The following is a 16147-nucleotide window of genomic DNA, read 5'->3' on the forward strand; positions in this document are numbered from 1 at the left end:
CAAATATGCTGGCATGTTACTGTGTGGTATCAAGCTCCAGTTCACGAATTTTTCGCGTCAGTGTATTCCGCCCCCAACCCAGCAACCGTGCTGCGTCCTGTCGTCGTCCCCCGGTTTGCGCCAATGCCGTTTCTATCATTACACGTTCAAACGCGGGTAAAGCCTCTTCAAGCAAAGCCTCTTCACCCTCTGCAAGCTTGCGACTGGCCCATGCGCGCAGTGCAGACTCCCATCCTTGCGCTACTGTTGATTCACTTCCTGAAGACTGGCGCAGTTCTACTGGCAGGTCATCGATACGGATTTCCTGGCCCGGTGCCATTACCATCAGCCAACGGCACAGGTTTTCAATCTGCCGTACATTGCCCGGCCATTCCAGCTGCCCGAGATAAGACTCTGTTTCTGGCAGTAACTGTTTCACATCAACGCTCAGCTCACGGGCAGCGGCCTGCAGAAAATGTCTCATCAACAGGGGTATGTCTTCACGCCTTTCCCGAACCGCGGGCAAGTGAATACGTATTACATTGAGTCGATGGAATAGGTCTTCACGGAAACTGCCTTCCAGGACACGTTTTTCCAGATCCTGGTGTGTTGCGGCAATGATACGTACATCAGCATTCACCGGCGTGTGGCCACCTACGCGATAAAACTCGCCATCTGATAAAACACGTAACAGGCGTGTCTGCATTTCTGCCGGCATGTCACCTATTTCATCCAGGAACAATGTTCCACCATCGGCCTGTTCAAAACGTCCAACACGCTGACTTTGTGCCCCGGTAAACGCTCCACGTTCATGACCAAACAGTTCGGACTCCAGCAGGTCACGTGGAATCGCTGCCATATTAAGTGCGATGAAGGGGTTATCAGCACGCGGACTATGTCGATGCAGAGCCAGCGCAACCAGCTCCTTGCCTGTACCCGACTCTCCGTTGATCAGCACCGTAATATTGGACCGTGATAACCGGCCAATAGCGCGGAACACTTCCTGCATGGCAGGTGCTTCACCAATAATTTCCGTATCCAGCCGCCCTTTTACTGCATCGGCACCCTTCGCGTGACTGCGGCTTTGTTCAATGGCCCGTTGTGTAAGTTCAACGGCATCCTCGATATCGAAAGGCTTTGGTAAATATTCGAATGCACCACCCTGATATGCTGTTACTGCACTATCCAGGTCAGAATGAGCGGTGATTATAATGACTGGCAAATCCGGGCAGTCTTCCTGGATGGCATTGAGCAGCTCAAAGCCGTCCATACCCGGCATACGAACATCCGTTATCATGGCATCTGGCTGACTGCGCTGCAGCGCTTCCAGGATACCATTCGCCGAAGTAAAGACATTAACCTTCATGCCTGCTTTCTCCAGCGCTTTTTCCAGTACCCAGCGAATGGACTGATCATCGTCGATCACCCAGACACTCGCCTTTTCCTTCATGCTTCCTCCAGAGGCAACAATATGGTGAACATCGTACTTCCAGGTTCACTGGTAAATTCAATAATGCCGTTATGGCGGTTTACCATAGACTGTGCAATGGACAGGCCAAGACCGGTTCCTTCTGCTCGACCTGTTATCATGGGATAAAATATCTGTTCCTTCATATTCTCGTCGATCCCCTTTCCGTTATCTGAAATATCGATACGCACGGCAAGTCTGTATCGCTTTTGCCCGATCGTTACCTGTCGCTGCGCACGGCTGCTCAGCACGATCCGGTCTGCGCCGGACTGCATGGCGTTCCGCACGAGGTTCAAAACAGCCTGTATCAGCTGTTCTGAATCTGCACACAGATCCGGGATACTCGGGTCATACTCCCTGACAAGCTGTATCGCCTCGTTACCTTCCGCCTCCACCAGGCTGTGAACATGCTCGAGCACCTGGTGTATATTGATCATCTGCTTGTGCGGCAAATCGTTGGGGCCGAGCATACGGTCTACCAGGTTTCTCAACCGATCCGCCTCGCGCATGATGACCTGCGTGTATTCTTTCATCTCCTCATCACCCAGCTCACTTTCCAGTAACTGGGCGGCACCCCTCAGTCCACCCAGAGGATTTTTTATTTCATGCGCCATCCCTCGCAGCAATTCTCGCGCCGCGCGCTGTTGCACCAATAGCTGCTCTTCATGGGCAATCCGGATAAATTGGTCTCTTCGAACAATCTCCAGCAATAATTCCGAATGACTGGTGGTTGTCACCGTAAAATCGACAACCATTTGCTGGCCATTTACTGCGGTAAGCTCCAGCTCGCGCTCGATAAACGATATCTGCTGATCCAGCGCATCCAGAAGATGCTTCTGCATGGTCTCCGACACCAAAACGACCGACGACCATGGTTGCCCGGTAATCTGCCGACTGCTGACCTGAAACAGGTTTTCTGCTGCAGGATTCAGATACAGTAACTGCAAATCGTTATCGAGTAACAGCAGCGCCGTACTCTGGATTCCCAGCAAACGTGCACACTGCAACCTTTGCTTGTCATCAGGTGTGGGCATACTGACCCCTTAGCAAAAAATACGCCGCTTTTGCCCGGTGACCCTGTGAGAACCGAGGCAAAAAATAACTTCTTTAATTACAATTAGTAACAGGATTATATAAAGGATGTGCCGTGACACTTTGGTCCTGTTAAAACCAAACCGGGGTATCTTGAGACACAACCTGTAGCTCACAATGCACCACCATAGTGCATAGTTGAGCTTCATATCAACCTTGAAATCGACCTGACTTCTGGCCAGGTGAGGGAGGAAAGTCTAGCTTGCACCACCGCTGCGTGCGGGGTTGAAGATGGTCTGGCGATGCAGAAAGAAACGGGTTGCGCTACTGCGTGCCAGTTCACGGCCTTTGGCGTCGACGACCGTTACCTCTATCTGGTGCTCGCCACGATCGACACCTGTGAGCACTTTCGTGGTCGCTGTCTGGGGCTTATCAACCGCCTGGCCATCAAGAATGAACTGGTAACGATGCCCTTCACGACTATCCAGCGGAGGTTTACTGCTAACCGTAACCGCTACGTTACCGGGATTATCGCGCACGGTTTCGTCGGGTAACGGGGAAATTATTTCAACGCTTTCGTAGCCCTGCGTCTTGTCTTCTTCGCTTGCTGTACTTTTTACATCTGTTTTCAGGACGGGTGCGCCATATACCGATAGCGGTTTTAGCTGTACGGGTTCAGCGCCAGGAGTCGCCTGATTGGTAAACGTTACATTACCGTGCTGATCGACACTTCGATATACCTCGGCAGATACCGAAGTGGTGCAGGCCAGTACAAGTAACATGACAGAAACTGTAAGTTGACGGTGCTTCATCATATTCACCTTTTCACGGTGTGGTTTGATACTACCTTACCCACAGCCCTTCATCCGCGCAACCAGAAACGCCCCCTTTCGGGGGCGTTTCCGGTACCGCTCGTCAGTTGCTATTACAGGCTGTAATACATATCGAATTCAACCGGATGGGTGCTCATGCGCAGACGCGTCACTTCTTCCATCTTCAAATCGATAAAGCCGTCGATCATATCGTCAGTGAATACACCACCTGTCGTCAGGAACTTGCGGTCCTTGTCCAGGGCTTCCAGCGCCTGATCGAAGGTGAAGCAAACCTGCGGGATCCTGGCTTCTTCTTCCGGCGGCAGATCGTACAAATCCTTGTCCATGGCATCGCCCGGGTGGATCTTGTTCTGGATGCCGTCGAGACCAGCCATCAGCATCGCCGAGAAAGCGAGATACGGGTTGGCGGTGGAATCCGGGAAACGCACCTCGACACGACGCCCCTTGGGGTTGGCGACGTACGGGATACGAATGGATGCAGAACGGTTACGCGCCGAGTAGGCCAGCATAACAGGTGCTTCGAAACCCGGCACCAGACGTTTATAGGAGTTGGTCGAGGCGTTTGTGAAAGCGTTAAGCGCCTGGGCATGCTTGATGATACCACCGATGTAGTACAGGGCAGTGTCGGACAGGCCACCGTATTTCTTGCCGCTGAACAGGTTCTTGCCTTTCGATGCCAGCGACATATGCACGTGCATGCCATTACCATTGTCACCAACCAGCGGCTTGGGCATAAAGGTAGCCGTCTTGCCGTAGCTGTGGGCAACGTTCATCACAACATATTTCAGTATCTGTACTTCATCGGACTTGCGCACAAGGGTGTTGAATACCGTGCCGATTTCGCACTGACCGGCTGTTGCTACCTCGTGATGATGCACTTCGGTCGGGCAGCCCATCTCATCCAGTGCCAGGCACATGGCTGAACGCATGTCGTGCAGTGAATCGACCGGCGGTACCGGGAAGTAACCGCCCTTGATACCCGGGCGGTGACCGATGTTGCCGTCTTCATAGACGCGCTCGGCATTCCAGGATGCTTCCTCGGAATCAACCTTGTAGAAAGCGCCGCTCATCTCCGAACCCCAACGCACATCATCCAGCACGAAGAATTCGTTCTCCGGGCCAAAGTAAGCGGTGTCCGCTATGCCGGTGGACTTCAGGTAGGCTTCAGCGCGGATAGCCAGAGAACGCGGGTCACGTTCATAGCCTTTCATGGTTGCCGGTTCCAGGATATCGCAGCGCAGGTTCATGGTGGACTCATCAGCAAATGGATCCATCACGGCAGTGGAGGTGTCAGGCATCAGCACCATGTCAGACTCATTAATGCCTTTCCAGCCGGCAATACTCGAGCCATCGAACATTTTGCCGTCCTTGAAAAAACCGGCATTGACTTCACTGGAAGGAACCGTAACGTGCTGCTCCTTGCCCAGTGTGTCAGTGAAACGCAGGTCAACGAATTTGACCCCGTTATCCTTCATCAGTTTGTTTACCTTCGCTGCGGACATCTTGCTTCCTCCGAAATGGGACTGTTTCTAAAAAAACGGGTTTGTACCTGGTTACAGGGTCAAATACCGGTGAATCCAAAAAGTGTTCCTGCAAAGAGCAGGAATTATGCCACGCGAAAAAACGCTGGCAAGTCTGAAGTTTGGGGCAGCATGCCCCCGCAAAGAGCGGCCTTCGCGCACCAAATAAGCGCGCTGAGCCCTGGGCCCGCCCCAAAACAGGGCGGCATCAGGCACGAAAGCAGACCTGTACATGCTCGATTTCGGGTATTGTTTTCGCGGACCGCTCTATCTGCTGCACCAACTGTACAGGGTCATCATACTGGTCCAGAACCGAAAACGGCAGCGCGACATCAACCTGCAATTTCCCACTCAGGTAGTGCAGCGTTATATCTTCACTGTCGATGCTGGCCATCTCGGACCACTGGGTACGTAACCGCTCAACCAGTTCTTCGCGCAACGGCAGATGATCGCAGGGCGATTCTGTTTCATCGTCCTCCGGGTCAATATGGACCGTCACGTCAGTTACCTCATCAAATTTTTCCAGCAGTTTCCGCCGTACCGTATCACCAATCTGGTGGCCTTCCGAAACACTGATGCGCGGGTCGACCTGCAAATGCAAATCGACCAGCGCTCGCCCGCCACTGCGGCGGGTGCGCAACATATGCAATGCACGTACGCCATTAACATGGGTAATGACATCACTGATCGCTTCCACCAGTTCTGGCTCAAGGGCGGTATCGATCAACTCGCGCGTACTGGAAAGTACCAGGTCCAGACCAATTTTGGCGATCATTACCGCCACCACAACGGCAGCGACTGCATCCAGATAGTGGTAACCCATCATGGCGCCTGCCACACCGATAAATACAACGATAGACGAAATCGCATCGCTGCGGTGGTGCCATGCATTGGCCATCAACATATTGGATTTCAGGCGACGTGCCACATTGACGGTGTACTGGTAGAGGGCTTCCTTGGAAAGTACAGACAGGAACGCGACCACAAGTGCGAGTGCGCCGGGAGTAAACAGCAGGTCCGGAACACCGATACGTGAAACTGCATCCCAGGCAATACCGAATGAAACCAGTATCAGCATGATGCCCAGTCCGACGGTGGCCAGTGTTTCAATACGTCCATGGCCGTAGGGATGATCTTCATCCGCATCCATGTGTGAATGCCTGGCGGCATATAACACAACGAAATCGGTCGCCAGGTCTGAAAGCGAATGCACACCATCGGCGACCAGTGCCTCGGAATGCGCAATCCACCCGATAACGATTTTCGCCACGCCCAGGACAAAATCCACCACCGTACCGACCACGGTAACTTTGCGTACTTCGCGGTATCGCGGGTTGTGAACTGATGCTTCCGCTGTGGTGCTCATATCAGTCTTTGTTGCCTACACGTACAGTAATGACCAGCTCGTCCTGTTTTTCATCGATAGATAACACTTCATGCCCGTTAACCCGGCACCATGCCGGAATATCATGTTTGGCGCCAGGATCCGTACAGATAACCGCCAGCGTATCACCCGGTTGCAGGTGTTCGATACGGTCCTGGCTGCGTATCACCGGCATTGGACACAACATGCGCCGCACGTCGAGTTCGTAGTGGCTCACAGATACCAGTCCGCCGGTATCGCACTACCGCCAATCGGCCTGACACTCAGCGTTCTTGTTTCTTCATTCAATGGATGAATTTCAACGTCCACCTGGTCCGCACTTCGCCCCTGGCTGAAACGTGCCGTGACTTCTGCGGCCAGTTGCAGGTCTTCATCACCTGCAACGCCGTCGAGTAATACCAATGGCCCATTATGACTGGTGGTAAACAGGTGCGTAAACTGCTTGCGGTAACCCTCAAGAAATTTGTTCTCGCCGTCCTCGCGACCGATGATCAGTTTGAAGTTGGGGCTCGGACGAATATGGCGACCCACCTTCAACAACATAATGTCATCGAACTCGTATTTACGTTCGCCACGAGCACGCCACAGGTCTGCCAGTTTTTGCGCGTACTTTTCATCGGTCAAAAAACAACACCCACCGGCTGGCTGTGCATATTCTTCATAACCAAACTGCTGTGCAAGGGCCATCTGTGGTTTTCGCGAACGGCCCTCAAAATCATACAAGCCTTCACGATCGATCCAGCCTTCCATCTCCGGCAGGGTAGGGGGCAGGTTTTTTCCACACAACGGCCGCAGCAAACGATCCTCCGCACCCGATTCGATGGCAATCACCGGCATGGTGTCCTTGCGCTGGGACTTGGGTCGCTGACCGATGACTTCACCGGTAATGATAAAATCGAAACCGTTGGCCTCAATCCATTCCTTTGCCTTCTGCACCATGAAAATCTTGCAGTCCAGGCAGGGGTTAAGATGTGCGCCGTAGCCGTGCTTCGGGTTGAGCACGACATCTTTGTATTCTTCGATAATGTCGATGATATGCAGCTTGATGCCCAGCTGCTCGGCGACCCACAGCGCATTGTTGCGTTTGGGTTTGGCACGGTCCTTTTTGCGGATGGCGTGGGTATGGCCCTCCACACAGAAACCTGTGAAAAAATTGATGCCCTCGACGTGGATGCCCTGTTCCTGCATCACCCGGGCGGCCAGTAATGAATCCAGCCCGCCGGAAATCAACGCGACGGCTTTGCGCGCTTCGGTCATATCGCTACCGATAAAGTGAAAATCCGCACGGATTGTACCCTATGCCCGGGTGGACATAGCGCGATGATTGTCAGGGGATTTCGCTAACCGGTGGTTTCAGTGCCGGGAGCGCTGGTCGCGGCGCGCGGCGGGCAGGTTTCCAGCTTCCGTAATGGCGCCCCAGGCACTGCGGCTGCCAGTGTCTGCCCACAATTCTGCGGCTGCCAGCGGCTGCAAAACGGGTACACCGGATAAACCACGCATGGCGTGCAGCACATCCATTATCGCAACGAAGCCACCGGCCAGATTGCTGAACAAACGCTCGCTTTTCCTGTCGACCAACGAGGACAGCTGGCCATAAGCACTCCGCCCGATATTTACGAAATAACTTACACGAACCATTCGTTTTTCTGCGATCTGCGGAAATAATCCGGAAAAAAGCAGGCATTGGTCGCCAACATCGCGTAAATTGTCAGCTTGCTGCGCGTTGGCCTGCTGCGCGTGGAGAAATTCCAGTGCCATGATTTTGCGCGCCAGCTCCGGCCGGTCCGCAAACCGCATAAGCAGAAAAACCAGATAAGATTCAAGAGATTCCTCAAGATTACAGTCACAGGCCTGCTGCGCCTCTGCTACCAGTGCATGCCATTGAGCCAGATCTGTCGGTTGGAGAACCAGTGTTGTCATCCTGCACCTCTCTCACCTTTCCCTCAGACAAATTAGCGGCCGGTGGGTTTCCTAGCTTGAAGGCACACTGCCCCGACCGGGTGTAAATTACCGTACGCCCTACATCCGCACGCCTGTGCAAGCTATACTGCGCGCTTTTGAATCATGGCTGACTCGAGATTTTGACTTCTGATACCACACCCAAAACCTTCCAGGGGCTGATCCTGGCGTTACAGGACTATTGGTCACGGCAGGGCTGCGTACTGCTGCAACCTTATGATATGGAGGTCGGGGCAGGCACCTTTCACCCGGCGACATTTCTACGCGCCATCGGGCCGGAGCCGTGGCGTACTGCCTATGTACAGCCTTCCCGCAGACCGACCGACGGGCGCTACGGCGAGAACCCGAACCGGCTGCAACATTACTATCAATTCCAGGTACTGCTCAAACCCAGTCCGGATAACATCCAGGATCTCTACCTGGATTCGCTGCAGGAGCTCGGACTGGATCCACTGGTACACGATATCCGCTTTGTCGAAGACAACTGGGAATCTCCCACCCTTGGCGCCTGGGGGCTGGGTTGGGAAATCTGGCTGAACGGGATGGAAGTCACCCAGTTCACCTATTTCCAGCAAGTCGGCGGTCTGGACTGCCGACCGGTCAGTGGCGAGATCACCTACGGCCTGGAACGTATTGCCATGTACCTGCAGGGCGTGGAAAGTGTTTTCGATCTGGTCTGGACCGACGGTCCACAAGGCAAGGTGCTGTACGGTGATGTGTTTCATCAGAATGAAGTCGAAATGTCGACCTACAACTTTGAACACGCCAACGTAGAAGAGCTGTTCCACTGGTTCGATGTCTGCGAAAAAGACAGCAAGGCCCTGATCGAGGCTGGCCTGCCACTACCGGCCTATGAACTGATGTTAAAAGCCTCACACACATTCAACCTGCTCGATGCCCGCAGTGCCATATCCGTTACCGAGCGCCAGCGCTTTATCCTGCGCGTTCGCTCACTGGCGCGCGCAGTTGCACAGGCCTACTACGAACGCCGTGAATCACTCGGCTTCCCGATGTTGAAAGGGGAGGTCTCGTCATGACGGAAACGCGTAACCTGCTGGTCGAAATCGGCACCGAGGAACTGCCACCAAAAGCCTTGCGGCGTTTGTCCGAGGCATTCGCAGACGGCATGTCACGATTGATGGATGAAGCCGGCCTGGAATATGAAGGGATACAACCTTATGCCGCGCCACGACGACTCGCACTGCTGATTCGTGCACTTCCACCGGCACAACAGGATCGTGAAGTTGTTCGACGTGGCCCGGCACTTGCGGCGGCTTTTGACGAAGATGGCTGCCCGACCAAAGCAGCCACCGGCTTTGCAAAGAGTTGTGGCATCGAAGTCGAACAGCTTGACCAGCTGGAAACCCCGAAAGGCAGCTGGCTGTCTTTCCGCGCGGTGGAAAAAGGCAAGGCAACTGCGGAGCTTGTACCTGGAATGGTGCAGCGTGCACTGGCTGGACTGCCGGTGCCAAAACGCATGCGCTGGGGAGATCGGGAAGAAGAATTTGTACGCCCCGTCCACTGGGTTGTTTTGTTGTTCGGTGAAGAGGTGATTTCTGCGCCAGTGCTGGGTATAACAGCCGGCAGAGAAACCCGCGGTCACCGTTTTCACCACCCACAGACCATCGCTCTCGCATCCGCAGATGATTATGTGTCCCTGTTGTGTAAACCGGGCCATGTACTGGTCGACTACCGCGCACGTCGCGACATTGTACGCAAGCAGGTGATCGAGCGGGGCGAAGAGCTCGGTGGCAAGGCATTGATCGATGAAGACCTGCTCGACGAAGTCTGTTCTCTCGTTGAATGGCCGGTTGCGATCGCCGGCCAGTTTGATGAAGCGTTTCTCGAGGTACCATCGGAAGCACTGATTTCCAGTATGCAGGACCACCAGAAATATTTCCCGGTGCTGAATAACGAAGGCTGTCTGCTACCCTGTTTCATCACTGTCGCCAACCTGGAAAGCCGGGATCCTGAACAGATCCGTGCGGGAAACGAACGTGTTATTCGTCCGCGCCTGTCTGACGCCGCGTTCTTCTGGAACCAGGACCGCAAGACACCGCTGTCCGGGCGTGCCGACGGCCTGCGCAACATGGTTTTCCAGAAAAAGCTCGGTACACTTTTCGATAAACAGGAACGCATAGCGAAACTGGCTGCCAGTATCGTTACTCAAATCGGTGGTGATCCGGCACATGCTGAACGTGCCGCACGTTTGAGTAAATGTGATCTGCTCACCAGCATGGTCTACGAGTTCCCTGAACTACAGGGCATTATGGGGCGTTATTATGCACTGCACGATGGTGCGCCCGAGGCCGTTGCAGTGGCTATAGAGGAACATTATCTGCCGCGATTTTCCGGTGACCGGCTCCCGCAACACCCTGTTGGGCAAACGCTTGCCATTGCCGATCGGCTCGATAGCCTGGTCGGTATTTTCGCCATCGGTCAGCCACCCAGTGGCGACAAGGATCCGTTTGCACTGCGTCGTGCTGCCCTTGGTCTGGTTCGAGTCATTATAGAAGGCAAACTTGATCTGGACCTTGAGGCATTGCTGCAGCAGGCCGCTTCGGGATTTGATCCTGGCATCAAGGCCGATGAGGCTGTGAATCCCGTCTTCGACTATGTTATGGATCGCCTGCGCGGTTACTATCAGGATAATAATATTCCGGCCGACCTTGTCGAAGCGGTACTTGTCACACGTCCTGTTCGTTTGCTGGATTTTGACAAACGCATACGTGCTTGCCAGGTATTCCGCGAACTGCCGGAAGCTACTGCGCTTGCAGCGGCCAATAAACGTATTGCCAACATTCTACGCAAGGCAGAGCAGCCGATTCCGGAGCGTATCGACAACTCGCTTTTGGTCGATACGGCCGAGAAGCAACTTGCTGAAGAACTCGCTGCGCTGAAACCTGACGTGCTTCAATTAATGGAGCAGGGCAATTACACACCTGCGCTGCAAAAACTGGCCGGACTGCGTGATGCAGTCGACACTTTTTTCGACAAGGTTATGGTCATGGTCGAAGACGATGCCCTGCGTGCCAACCGGCTTGCACTGCTCAATGAACTCGGCGCGTTGTTCCTTCGAACCGCCGATCTGTCCCGCTTGCAACACTGAGGCATTTTATGGAACACAGTGACTCCTATAAAACGATGCTCGAAGCTGTGCAGGCTTTTCATGATAAACATGACTTCCGCAATACGGGTGGAGAGGACATGACTTACCGGGTTGCACTGATGGCTGAAGAGCTGGGTGAAATCTCCGCCTGTGTGACCAAGGGAAAACCTCTCGACAGTCTGTCTGAAGAGGTCACTGATCTTTTTATACTGCTGGTCGGTACGGCCATTGCCGCTGACTTTGATCTGAAGGATGCGTTCTGGAATAAAATGGAGAAACTGATGCAGCGGGAATCAAGAATGGTAAACGGGCGCATCAGGGTGTCTGAATTTCGTGACATGTCCTAGGGGACCGCTGATTAATTCAGGATTCCTGGGCAGTTATTTTAAGCCTCAGGATAGTTTAAGCCTACGCAGGTAATTCTAATTATTATGCAACGTTCCGTTTCTTCAAAACCTGTTCTCTATCTGCGCTCCTTCCTGTTCTGGATTTTTTTCGCCTCGATTACCATCGTGTTTGCCCTGTTGTTGTTGCTCAGTTTTCCATTTCCCTTTGAAAAACGATTTATCCTGACACATACCTGGTCAAAGCTGACTATCTGGTGGTTGGGTGCAACCTGCAAGCTGTATTATGAAGTACAGGGTCAGGAAAACATCAGACACGGCGCCGGTATCGTATTTGCCAAGCATCAATCGACCTGGGAAACGCTGACACTAAACTTCTGGTTTTCACCCCAGACCTGGGTCATCAAGCGTGAGCTTATGTGGCTGCCATTTTTTGGTTGGGGTGCCTACATGATGGAACCGATTGCACTCAACCGGGGTGCCGGCCGCAAGGCCATTGAACAACTGGTTAGTCAAGGACAAAAACGCCTCGACGGTGGGCGCTGGATCATCATCTTTCCGGAAGGAACCCGCATTGCACCGGGCAAGCGCGGGCGTTACCGCATTGGAGGCGCTGTGCTGGCGGAACGAACCGGTTACCCGGTCTACCCGGTGGCGCACAACGCTGGTGAATACTGGCCAAGGCGGCAATTTATTAAAATGCCCGGTGTTATCAAGGTGCGCATCGGTCCAGCGATTTTACCTGAAGGCAAATCTGCCCAGCAGATTCTGGCTGCAGCTGAAGACTGGATTGAAACCCAAATGGCACAGATCACAACACTGGCAAAACACGAGCACGGCCCGGTAGAAAGCAACCAGGGAGCCTCTGATTAATTCGTCATTGCGAGAAACGCAGTGACGCGGCAATCTCTAGCAGACTGATTCCAGTGTATAAGATTGCCGCGCTGCGCTCGCGCCCTGACTACACGTCGAGATTGGAAGCCGTCAGCGCATTCTTCTCTATAAATTCACGCCGTGGCTCAACCTGGTCGCCCATCAACGTGGTGAAGATTTCATCCGACGCAACCGCATCTTCGATGTTCACTTGCAACATGCGACGCGTATCGGGATTCATAGTGGTATCCCAGAGCTGGTCGGGATTCATTTCACCCAGCCCCTTGTAGCGCTGGATGTGTTGTCCACGCTTGGCTTCTTCCATCAACCAGTCAATGGCCTGTTTGAAGCTTTCTATAGGTTGTTGCTTGTCACCCCGCTGGACATAGGCCCCCTCGCCAAGCAGGTCGTTGAGTTGCTCACCCAGCGCCACGATACGACCATATTCTGCGCTGGCAAAAAACTCGCTGGGTATTTTTTGCTCACTGGCCGTGATGCCGTGAGTCAGGCGCTTGACAGCGATGGTGAACTGCTCGCGATCTTCATTGCGGCTGACACTGATTTCAAATCGCTCGCCGGCCTTCTGCTGGCTGTTGATACGCTGTTCCAGCTCCTGGCACCAGGCCTCGATCTTTTCCACATTATGCAAATCCACTTCTTCCAGCGCTGTCATGTACAACATGCGCTCCAGTACAACAGGGTTGTAGCGACGTGACAGGCGCGCAATCGATGCACTCACCGACAGGAATTGCTTGGCAAGATTTTCAAGCCCCGGACCCGTCAGCGCCGGTGCATCTTTGCTGACATAAAGGCTGGCCTTATCGAGTGCAGTTTGCAGCAGGTATTCCTGTAATGCCGCATCATCCTTAACATATTGTTCTTGCTTGCCTTTTTTTGTTTTATAGAGTGGTGGCTGGGCGATATAAATATAACCGTTCTCGATGAGTTCAGGCATTTGCCGGTAGAAAAACGTCAGTAGCAGCGTACGGATATGTGAGCCATCGACGTCCGCATCGGTCATGATAATGATACGGTGGTAGCGTAGTTTCTCGATATTGAATTCGTCGCGGCCAATCCCGCAGCCCAGCGCAGTAATCAGCGTACCGACCTCGGCGGACGAGAGCATCTTGTCAAAACGGGCCTTCTCTACATTCAGGATTTTACCTTTCAAGGGCAATATGGCCTGGGTGCGACGATCCCTGCCCTGCTTGGCGGAACCTCCCGCAGAATCACCCTCCACCAGGTAAAGCTCGCTCTGTGCCGGATCCCGTTCCTGACAATCCGCCAATTTGCCCGGCAAACCGGCGATGTCCAGCGCACCTTTCCGGCGTGTCATTTCCCTCGCCTTGCGTGCGGCTTCACGGGCCATGGCCGCTTCCATAATTTTTGCTATAATTGCTTTGGAATCACCAGGATTTTCAAGTAGATAGCTCTCAAGCTTTTCTGAAACAGTGGATTCCACTATGCCCTTTATTTCAGACGAGACAAGCTTGTCCTTGGTCTGAGAGGAAAATTTTGGATCCGGCACTTTAACGGACAATACCGCCGTGAGCCCTTCGCGGGCATCATCGCCTGTGGTGTTGACCTTGTTCTTTTTGGTCACCTGCTTTTCCATGTACTGGTTCAGGGTGCGTGTGAGGGCGGCTCGAAATCCTGCCAGGTGGGTACCACCATCCAGCTGCGGAATATTATTGGTAAAGCAGAAAATATTTTCCTGGTAGGAATCGTTCCACTGCATCGCTACTTCAACACCGACCCCGTCCCGCTGGCCGGTAAAGTAGAACACGTTCTGGTGCAGCGGCGTCTTCTTGCGGTTCAGGTGCTCGACAAATGCACGGATACCGCCCTGGTACTCAAAAATATCCTGCTTGTCATTACGCTCGTCGGTCAGACGTATACGCACCCCGGAGTTCAAAAAAGACAGTTCTCTCAGTCGCTTGGCGAGAATATCATAATGAAATTCAATGTCGCCGAAAATTTCAGGGCTGGGTTTGAAGCGTATTTCAGTACCCGTGGTATCCGTATCACCGATTACTTTTAACGGGTACAGGGGTTCCCCCATCGCGTATTCCTGAAAATGGATATGGCCATCCCGCTTAACCGTAAGTTTCAGGGATTCAGACAGTGCGTTGACGACCGAAACACCCACGCCGTGCAGGCCACCCGACACCTTGTAGGAATTATCATCGAATTTTCCCCCCGCGTGCAGGACGGTGAGAATCACTTCTGCCGCGGAACGACCCTCCTCGGGATGGATATCCACGGGTATCCCGCGACCATCATCACTGATAGTGACGGAATCGTCGCTGTGCAGTGTGACCGATATCTCCGAGCAGTATTTTGCCAGCGCTTCATCAATGGAATTATCCACCACCTCAAACACCATATGGTGTAAACCTGTCCCGTCATCCGTGTCACCGATGTACATACCGGGGCGCTTGCGGACGGCATCCAGCCCTTTAAGGACCTTGATATTCGAGGAATCGTAACTTGGGGTATCAGACATGGTGTTTCATCCAGTAAAAGTCCTGTGATTATACCACTTCCGAGACCTTGCCGTGTTTCACGTGAAACATCCTGTTTACCTTGCCAGTCACGTTTGTCGCTCCTGGAAATTCGATTGCTGTCGCAAAAACCTGGGCATCCAGCCCTGCCAGTCGGCGCATAACTTTCTCCTGATTTTGAACATCCAGTTCCGCACCCAGATCGTCCAGCAAGAAAAGGCTGGGGATTTCTGTCATGTCCTTCAGCAGGGAGGCCTGAGCAAGCTTCAAACCGATAATCAACAGCTTTTGCTGCCCTCGCGAAAGCGCCTCGTTAACCGGCTTTCCCCGGTACTTGAAGGTAAAGTCTGCGCGCTGAGGCCCCGTCCTGGTATATCCCTGTTCCCGATCAGCGAGGAGGCTTTCTTTGAGTGCAGTGCCGTATTCCTTATCGGCTGACCAGCCACGTCTGTAATGGACATCCAAAGACTCACTCTCATCAATGAAATCGTTCATAATTTCAATTAGATAGATCTTTACTTTTCCAAGGTAGTCTGACCTGTGCACGTCCAGTTGCTCACCACAAAGCACCATGTCACGGTCCCATATTGAAACCTCTTTGGGAGAGGACGCTGCTCGCAATGCAGCGTTCCGCTGCTTGAGTGAGGTTTGAAACTGTTTCCATGCCTGGATGTACTCATGTTTCACGTGAAACAATCCCCAATCCAGAAATTGCCGCCTTAACGGTGGGCCATTCTCGATCAGCCCGTGCAAATTCCCACCAACCCATTGCAAAGGAAATAGCGTTGCCAGTTCAGACAATCTACGCGCTGGCATACCATTTATCCTCGCCATCAACTTACCGGGCTTACGGCTGATCCCTACAGGTACCAGGCGATTCGTTTCCTGCTGTAGCTTGGCAACCAGCTGAAATTCTTCCTGGCCATGCGCTATAGCCCGGTCAAGTGAACTCGATCTAAAAGAGCGCGCACGTCCCAATACATAGATGGCTTCGAGAAGACTGGTTTTCCCGGCTGCGTTCTGTCCGCTAAACAGATTCACACCGGTTGAAAATGACAGGGTCATCGAATCCAGATTGCGAAACCCTTCGATGGTAAGCGAGGAAAGTGGCATTAGATAACCCCCGGCACATGACACCGGGT

At 53.2% G+C, this 16147-nt stretch carries 14 protein-coding genes; 4 read left to right on the top strand and 10 right to left on the bottom strand.

Translation table 11 applies throughout. The features are described from left to right. Positions 1–16: 16 nt before the first annotated feature. The 8 genes from ntrC to DFR30_RS00530 all read right to left on the bottom strand — a co-directional run bounded on the left by ntrC (position 17) and on the right by DFR30_RS00530 (position 8136). Positions 17–1429, bottom strand: coding sequence for a nitrogen regulation protein NR(I) (ntrC, locus tag DFR30_RS00495; protein ID WP_132970810.1), 1413 nt, complete (start codon positions 1427–1429; stop codon positions 17–19). Further along, the gene (gene glnL, locus DFR30_RS00500; protein WP_132970811.1) at positions 1426–2481 is read right to left on the bottom strand and encodes a nitrogen regulation protein NR(II); all 1056 of its coding nucleotides are present in this window, start codon (positions 2479–2481) and stop codon (positions 1426–1428) included. Before glnL ends, ntrC begins: the two co-directional genes overlap by 4 nt. Before the next feature lie 255 nt (positions 2482–2736). After that, positions 2737–3291, bottom strand: a complete 555-nt coding sequence (locus tag DFR30_RS00505; protein WP_207891769.1) for a DUF4124 domain-containing protein — start codon at positions 3289–3291, stop codon at positions 2737–2739. A 113-nt stretch (positions 3292–3404) separates the two neighbouring features. Next, entirely contained in the window at positions 3405–4814 is a 1410-nt protein-coding gene (gene glnA / locus DFR30_RS00510) for a glutamate--ammonia ligase (protein ID WP_132970813.1), read from the bottom strand. 226 nt (positions 4815–5040) lie between these two features. After that, a complete protein-coding gene (locus DFR30_RS00515; protein WP_132970814.1) occupies positions 5041–6198 on the bottom strand; it encodes a cation diffusion facilitator family transporter in 1158 nt (385 codons plus the stop codon). A gap of 1 nt (position 6199) precedes the next feature. After that, entirely contained in the window at positions 6200–6433 is a 234-nt protein-coding gene (locus tag DFR30_RS00520) for a sulfurtransferase TusA family protein (RefSeq protein WP_132970815.1), read from the bottom strand. After that, on the bottom strand, positions 6430–7473 hold the full coding sequence (locus DFR30_RS00525; RefSeq protein ID WP_132970816.1) for a tRNA (5-methylaminomethyl-2-thiouridylate)-methyltransferase: 1044 nt from the start codon (positions 7471–7473) through the stop codon (positions 6430–6432). The genes DFR30_RS00520 and DFR30_RS00525 overlap by 4 nt, the downstream gene beginning before the upstream one ends. A 96-nt stretch (positions 7474–7569) precedes the next feature. After that, positions 7570–8136, bottom strand: a complete 567-nt coding sequence (locus tag DFR30_RS00530; RefSeq protein ID WP_132970817.1) for a hypothetical protein — start codon at positions 8134–8136, stop codon at positions 7570–7572. 161 nt (positions 8137–8297) lie between these two features. On the opposite strand from DFR30_RS00530, the gene glyQ reads away from it, so the two are divergent. The 4 genes from glyQ (at position 8298) to DFR30_RS00550 (ending at position 12501) form a co-directional block, all read left to right on the top strand. Beyond that, positions 8298–9212, top strand: coding sequence for a glycine--tRNA ligase subunit alpha (gene glyQ / locus DFR30_RS00535; protein WP_243640638.1), 915 nt, complete (start codon positions 8298–8300; stop codon positions 9210–9212). Then, a complete protein-coding gene (glyS, locus tag DFR30_RS00540) occupies positions 9209–11284 on the top strand; it encodes a glycine--tRNA ligase subunit beta (RefSeq protein ID WP_132970819.1) in 2076 nt (691 codons plus the stop codon). The genes glyQ and glyS overlap by 4 nt, the downstream gene beginning before the upstream one ends. 8 nt (positions 11285–11292) lie before the next feature. Next, the gene (locus DFR30_RS00545) at positions 11293–11631 is read left to right on the top strand and encodes a MazG nucleotide pyrophosphohydrolase domain-containing protein (protein ID WP_132970820.1); all 339 of its coding nucleotides are present in this window, start codon (positions 11293–11295) and stop codon (positions 11629–11631) included. A gap of 84 nt (positions 11632–11715) precedes the next feature. Then, positions 11716–12501, top strand: coding sequence for a lysophospholipid acyltransferase family protein (locus DFR30_RS00550; protein WP_132970821.1), 786 nt, complete (start codon positions 11716–11718; stop codon positions 12499–12501). Positions 12502–12589: 88 nt separating this feature from the next. Here DFR30_RS00550 and gyrB read toward each other — a convergent pair whose 3' ends face one another. Both gyrB and recF read right to left on the bottom strand, forming a co-directional pair. Further along, complete coding sequence (gene gyrB, locus DFR30_RS00555) at positions 12590–15007, bottom strand: DNA topoisomerase (ATP-hydrolyzing) subunit B (RefSeq protein WP_132970822.1); 2418 nt, start codon at positions 15005–15007, stop codon at positions 12590–12592. 28 nt (positions 15008–15035) lie between these two features. After that, positions 15036–16118 (bottom strand): DNA replication/repair protein RecF, encoded by a 1083-nt coding sequence (gene recF, locus DFR30_RS00560; protein ID WP_165869049.1) that lies wholly within the window; start codon positions 16116–16118, stop codon positions 15036–15038. Positions 16119–16147: the final 29 nt, after the last annotated feature.

The sequence above is a fragment of the Thiogranum longum genome (genome assembly GCF_004339085.1).
GTDB lineage: Bacteria > Pseudomonadota > Gammaproteobacteria > DSM-19610 > DSM-19610 > Thiogranum > Thiogranum longum.

Excerpts from the sequence above, each read along its gene's own strand:
- DFR30_RS00505 (WP_207891769.1), bottom strand. The coding sequence starts at position 3,291 with ATGAAGCACCGTCAACTTACAGTTTCTGTCATGTTACTTGTACTGGCC.
- recF (WP_165869049.1), bottom strand. The coding sequence starts at position 16,118 with ATGCCACTTTCCTCGCTTACCATCGAAGGGTTTCGCAATCTGGATTCG.
- DFR30_RS00550 (WP_132970821.1), top strand. The coding sequence starts at position 11,716 with ATGCAACGTTCCGTTTCTTCAAAACCTGTTCTCTATCTGCGCTCCTTC.
- DFR30_RS00545 (WP_132970820.1), top strand. The coding sequence starts at position 11,293 with ATGGAACACAGTGACTCCTATAAAACGATGCTCGAAGCTGTGCAGGCT.
- ntrC (WP_132970810.1), bottom strand. The coding sequence starts at position 1,429 with ATGAAGGAAAAGGCGAGTGTCTGGGTGATCGACGATGATCAGTCCATT.
- DFR30_RS00530 (WP_132970817.1), bottom strand. The coding sequence starts at position 8,136 with ATGACAACACTGGTTCTCCAACCGACAGATCTGGCTCAATGGCATGCA.
- DFR30_RS00515 (WP_132970814.1), bottom strand. The coding sequence starts at position 6,198 with ATGAGCACCACAGCGGAAGCATCAGTTCACAACCCGCGATACCGCGAA.
- glnA (WP_132970813.1), bottom strand. The coding sequence starts at position 4,814 with ATGTCCGCAGCGAAGGTAAACAAACTGATGAAGGATAACGGGGTCAAA.
- DFR30_RS00525 (WP_132970816.1), bottom strand. The coding sequence starts at position 7,473 with ATGACCGAAGCGCGCAAAGCCGTCGCGTTGATTTCCGGCGGGCTGGAT.
- gyrB (WP_132970822.1), bottom strand. The coding sequence starts at position 15,007 with ATGTCTGATACCCCAAGTTACGATTCCTCGAATATCAAGGTCCTTAAA.
- glnL (WP_132970811.1), bottom strand. The coding sequence starts at position 2,481 with ATGCCCACACCTGATGACAAGCAAAGGTTGCAGTGTGCACGTTTGCTG.
- glyS (WP_132970819.1), top strand. The coding sequence starts at position 9,209 with ATGACGGAAACGCGTAACCTGCTGGTCGAAATCGGCACCGAGGAACTG.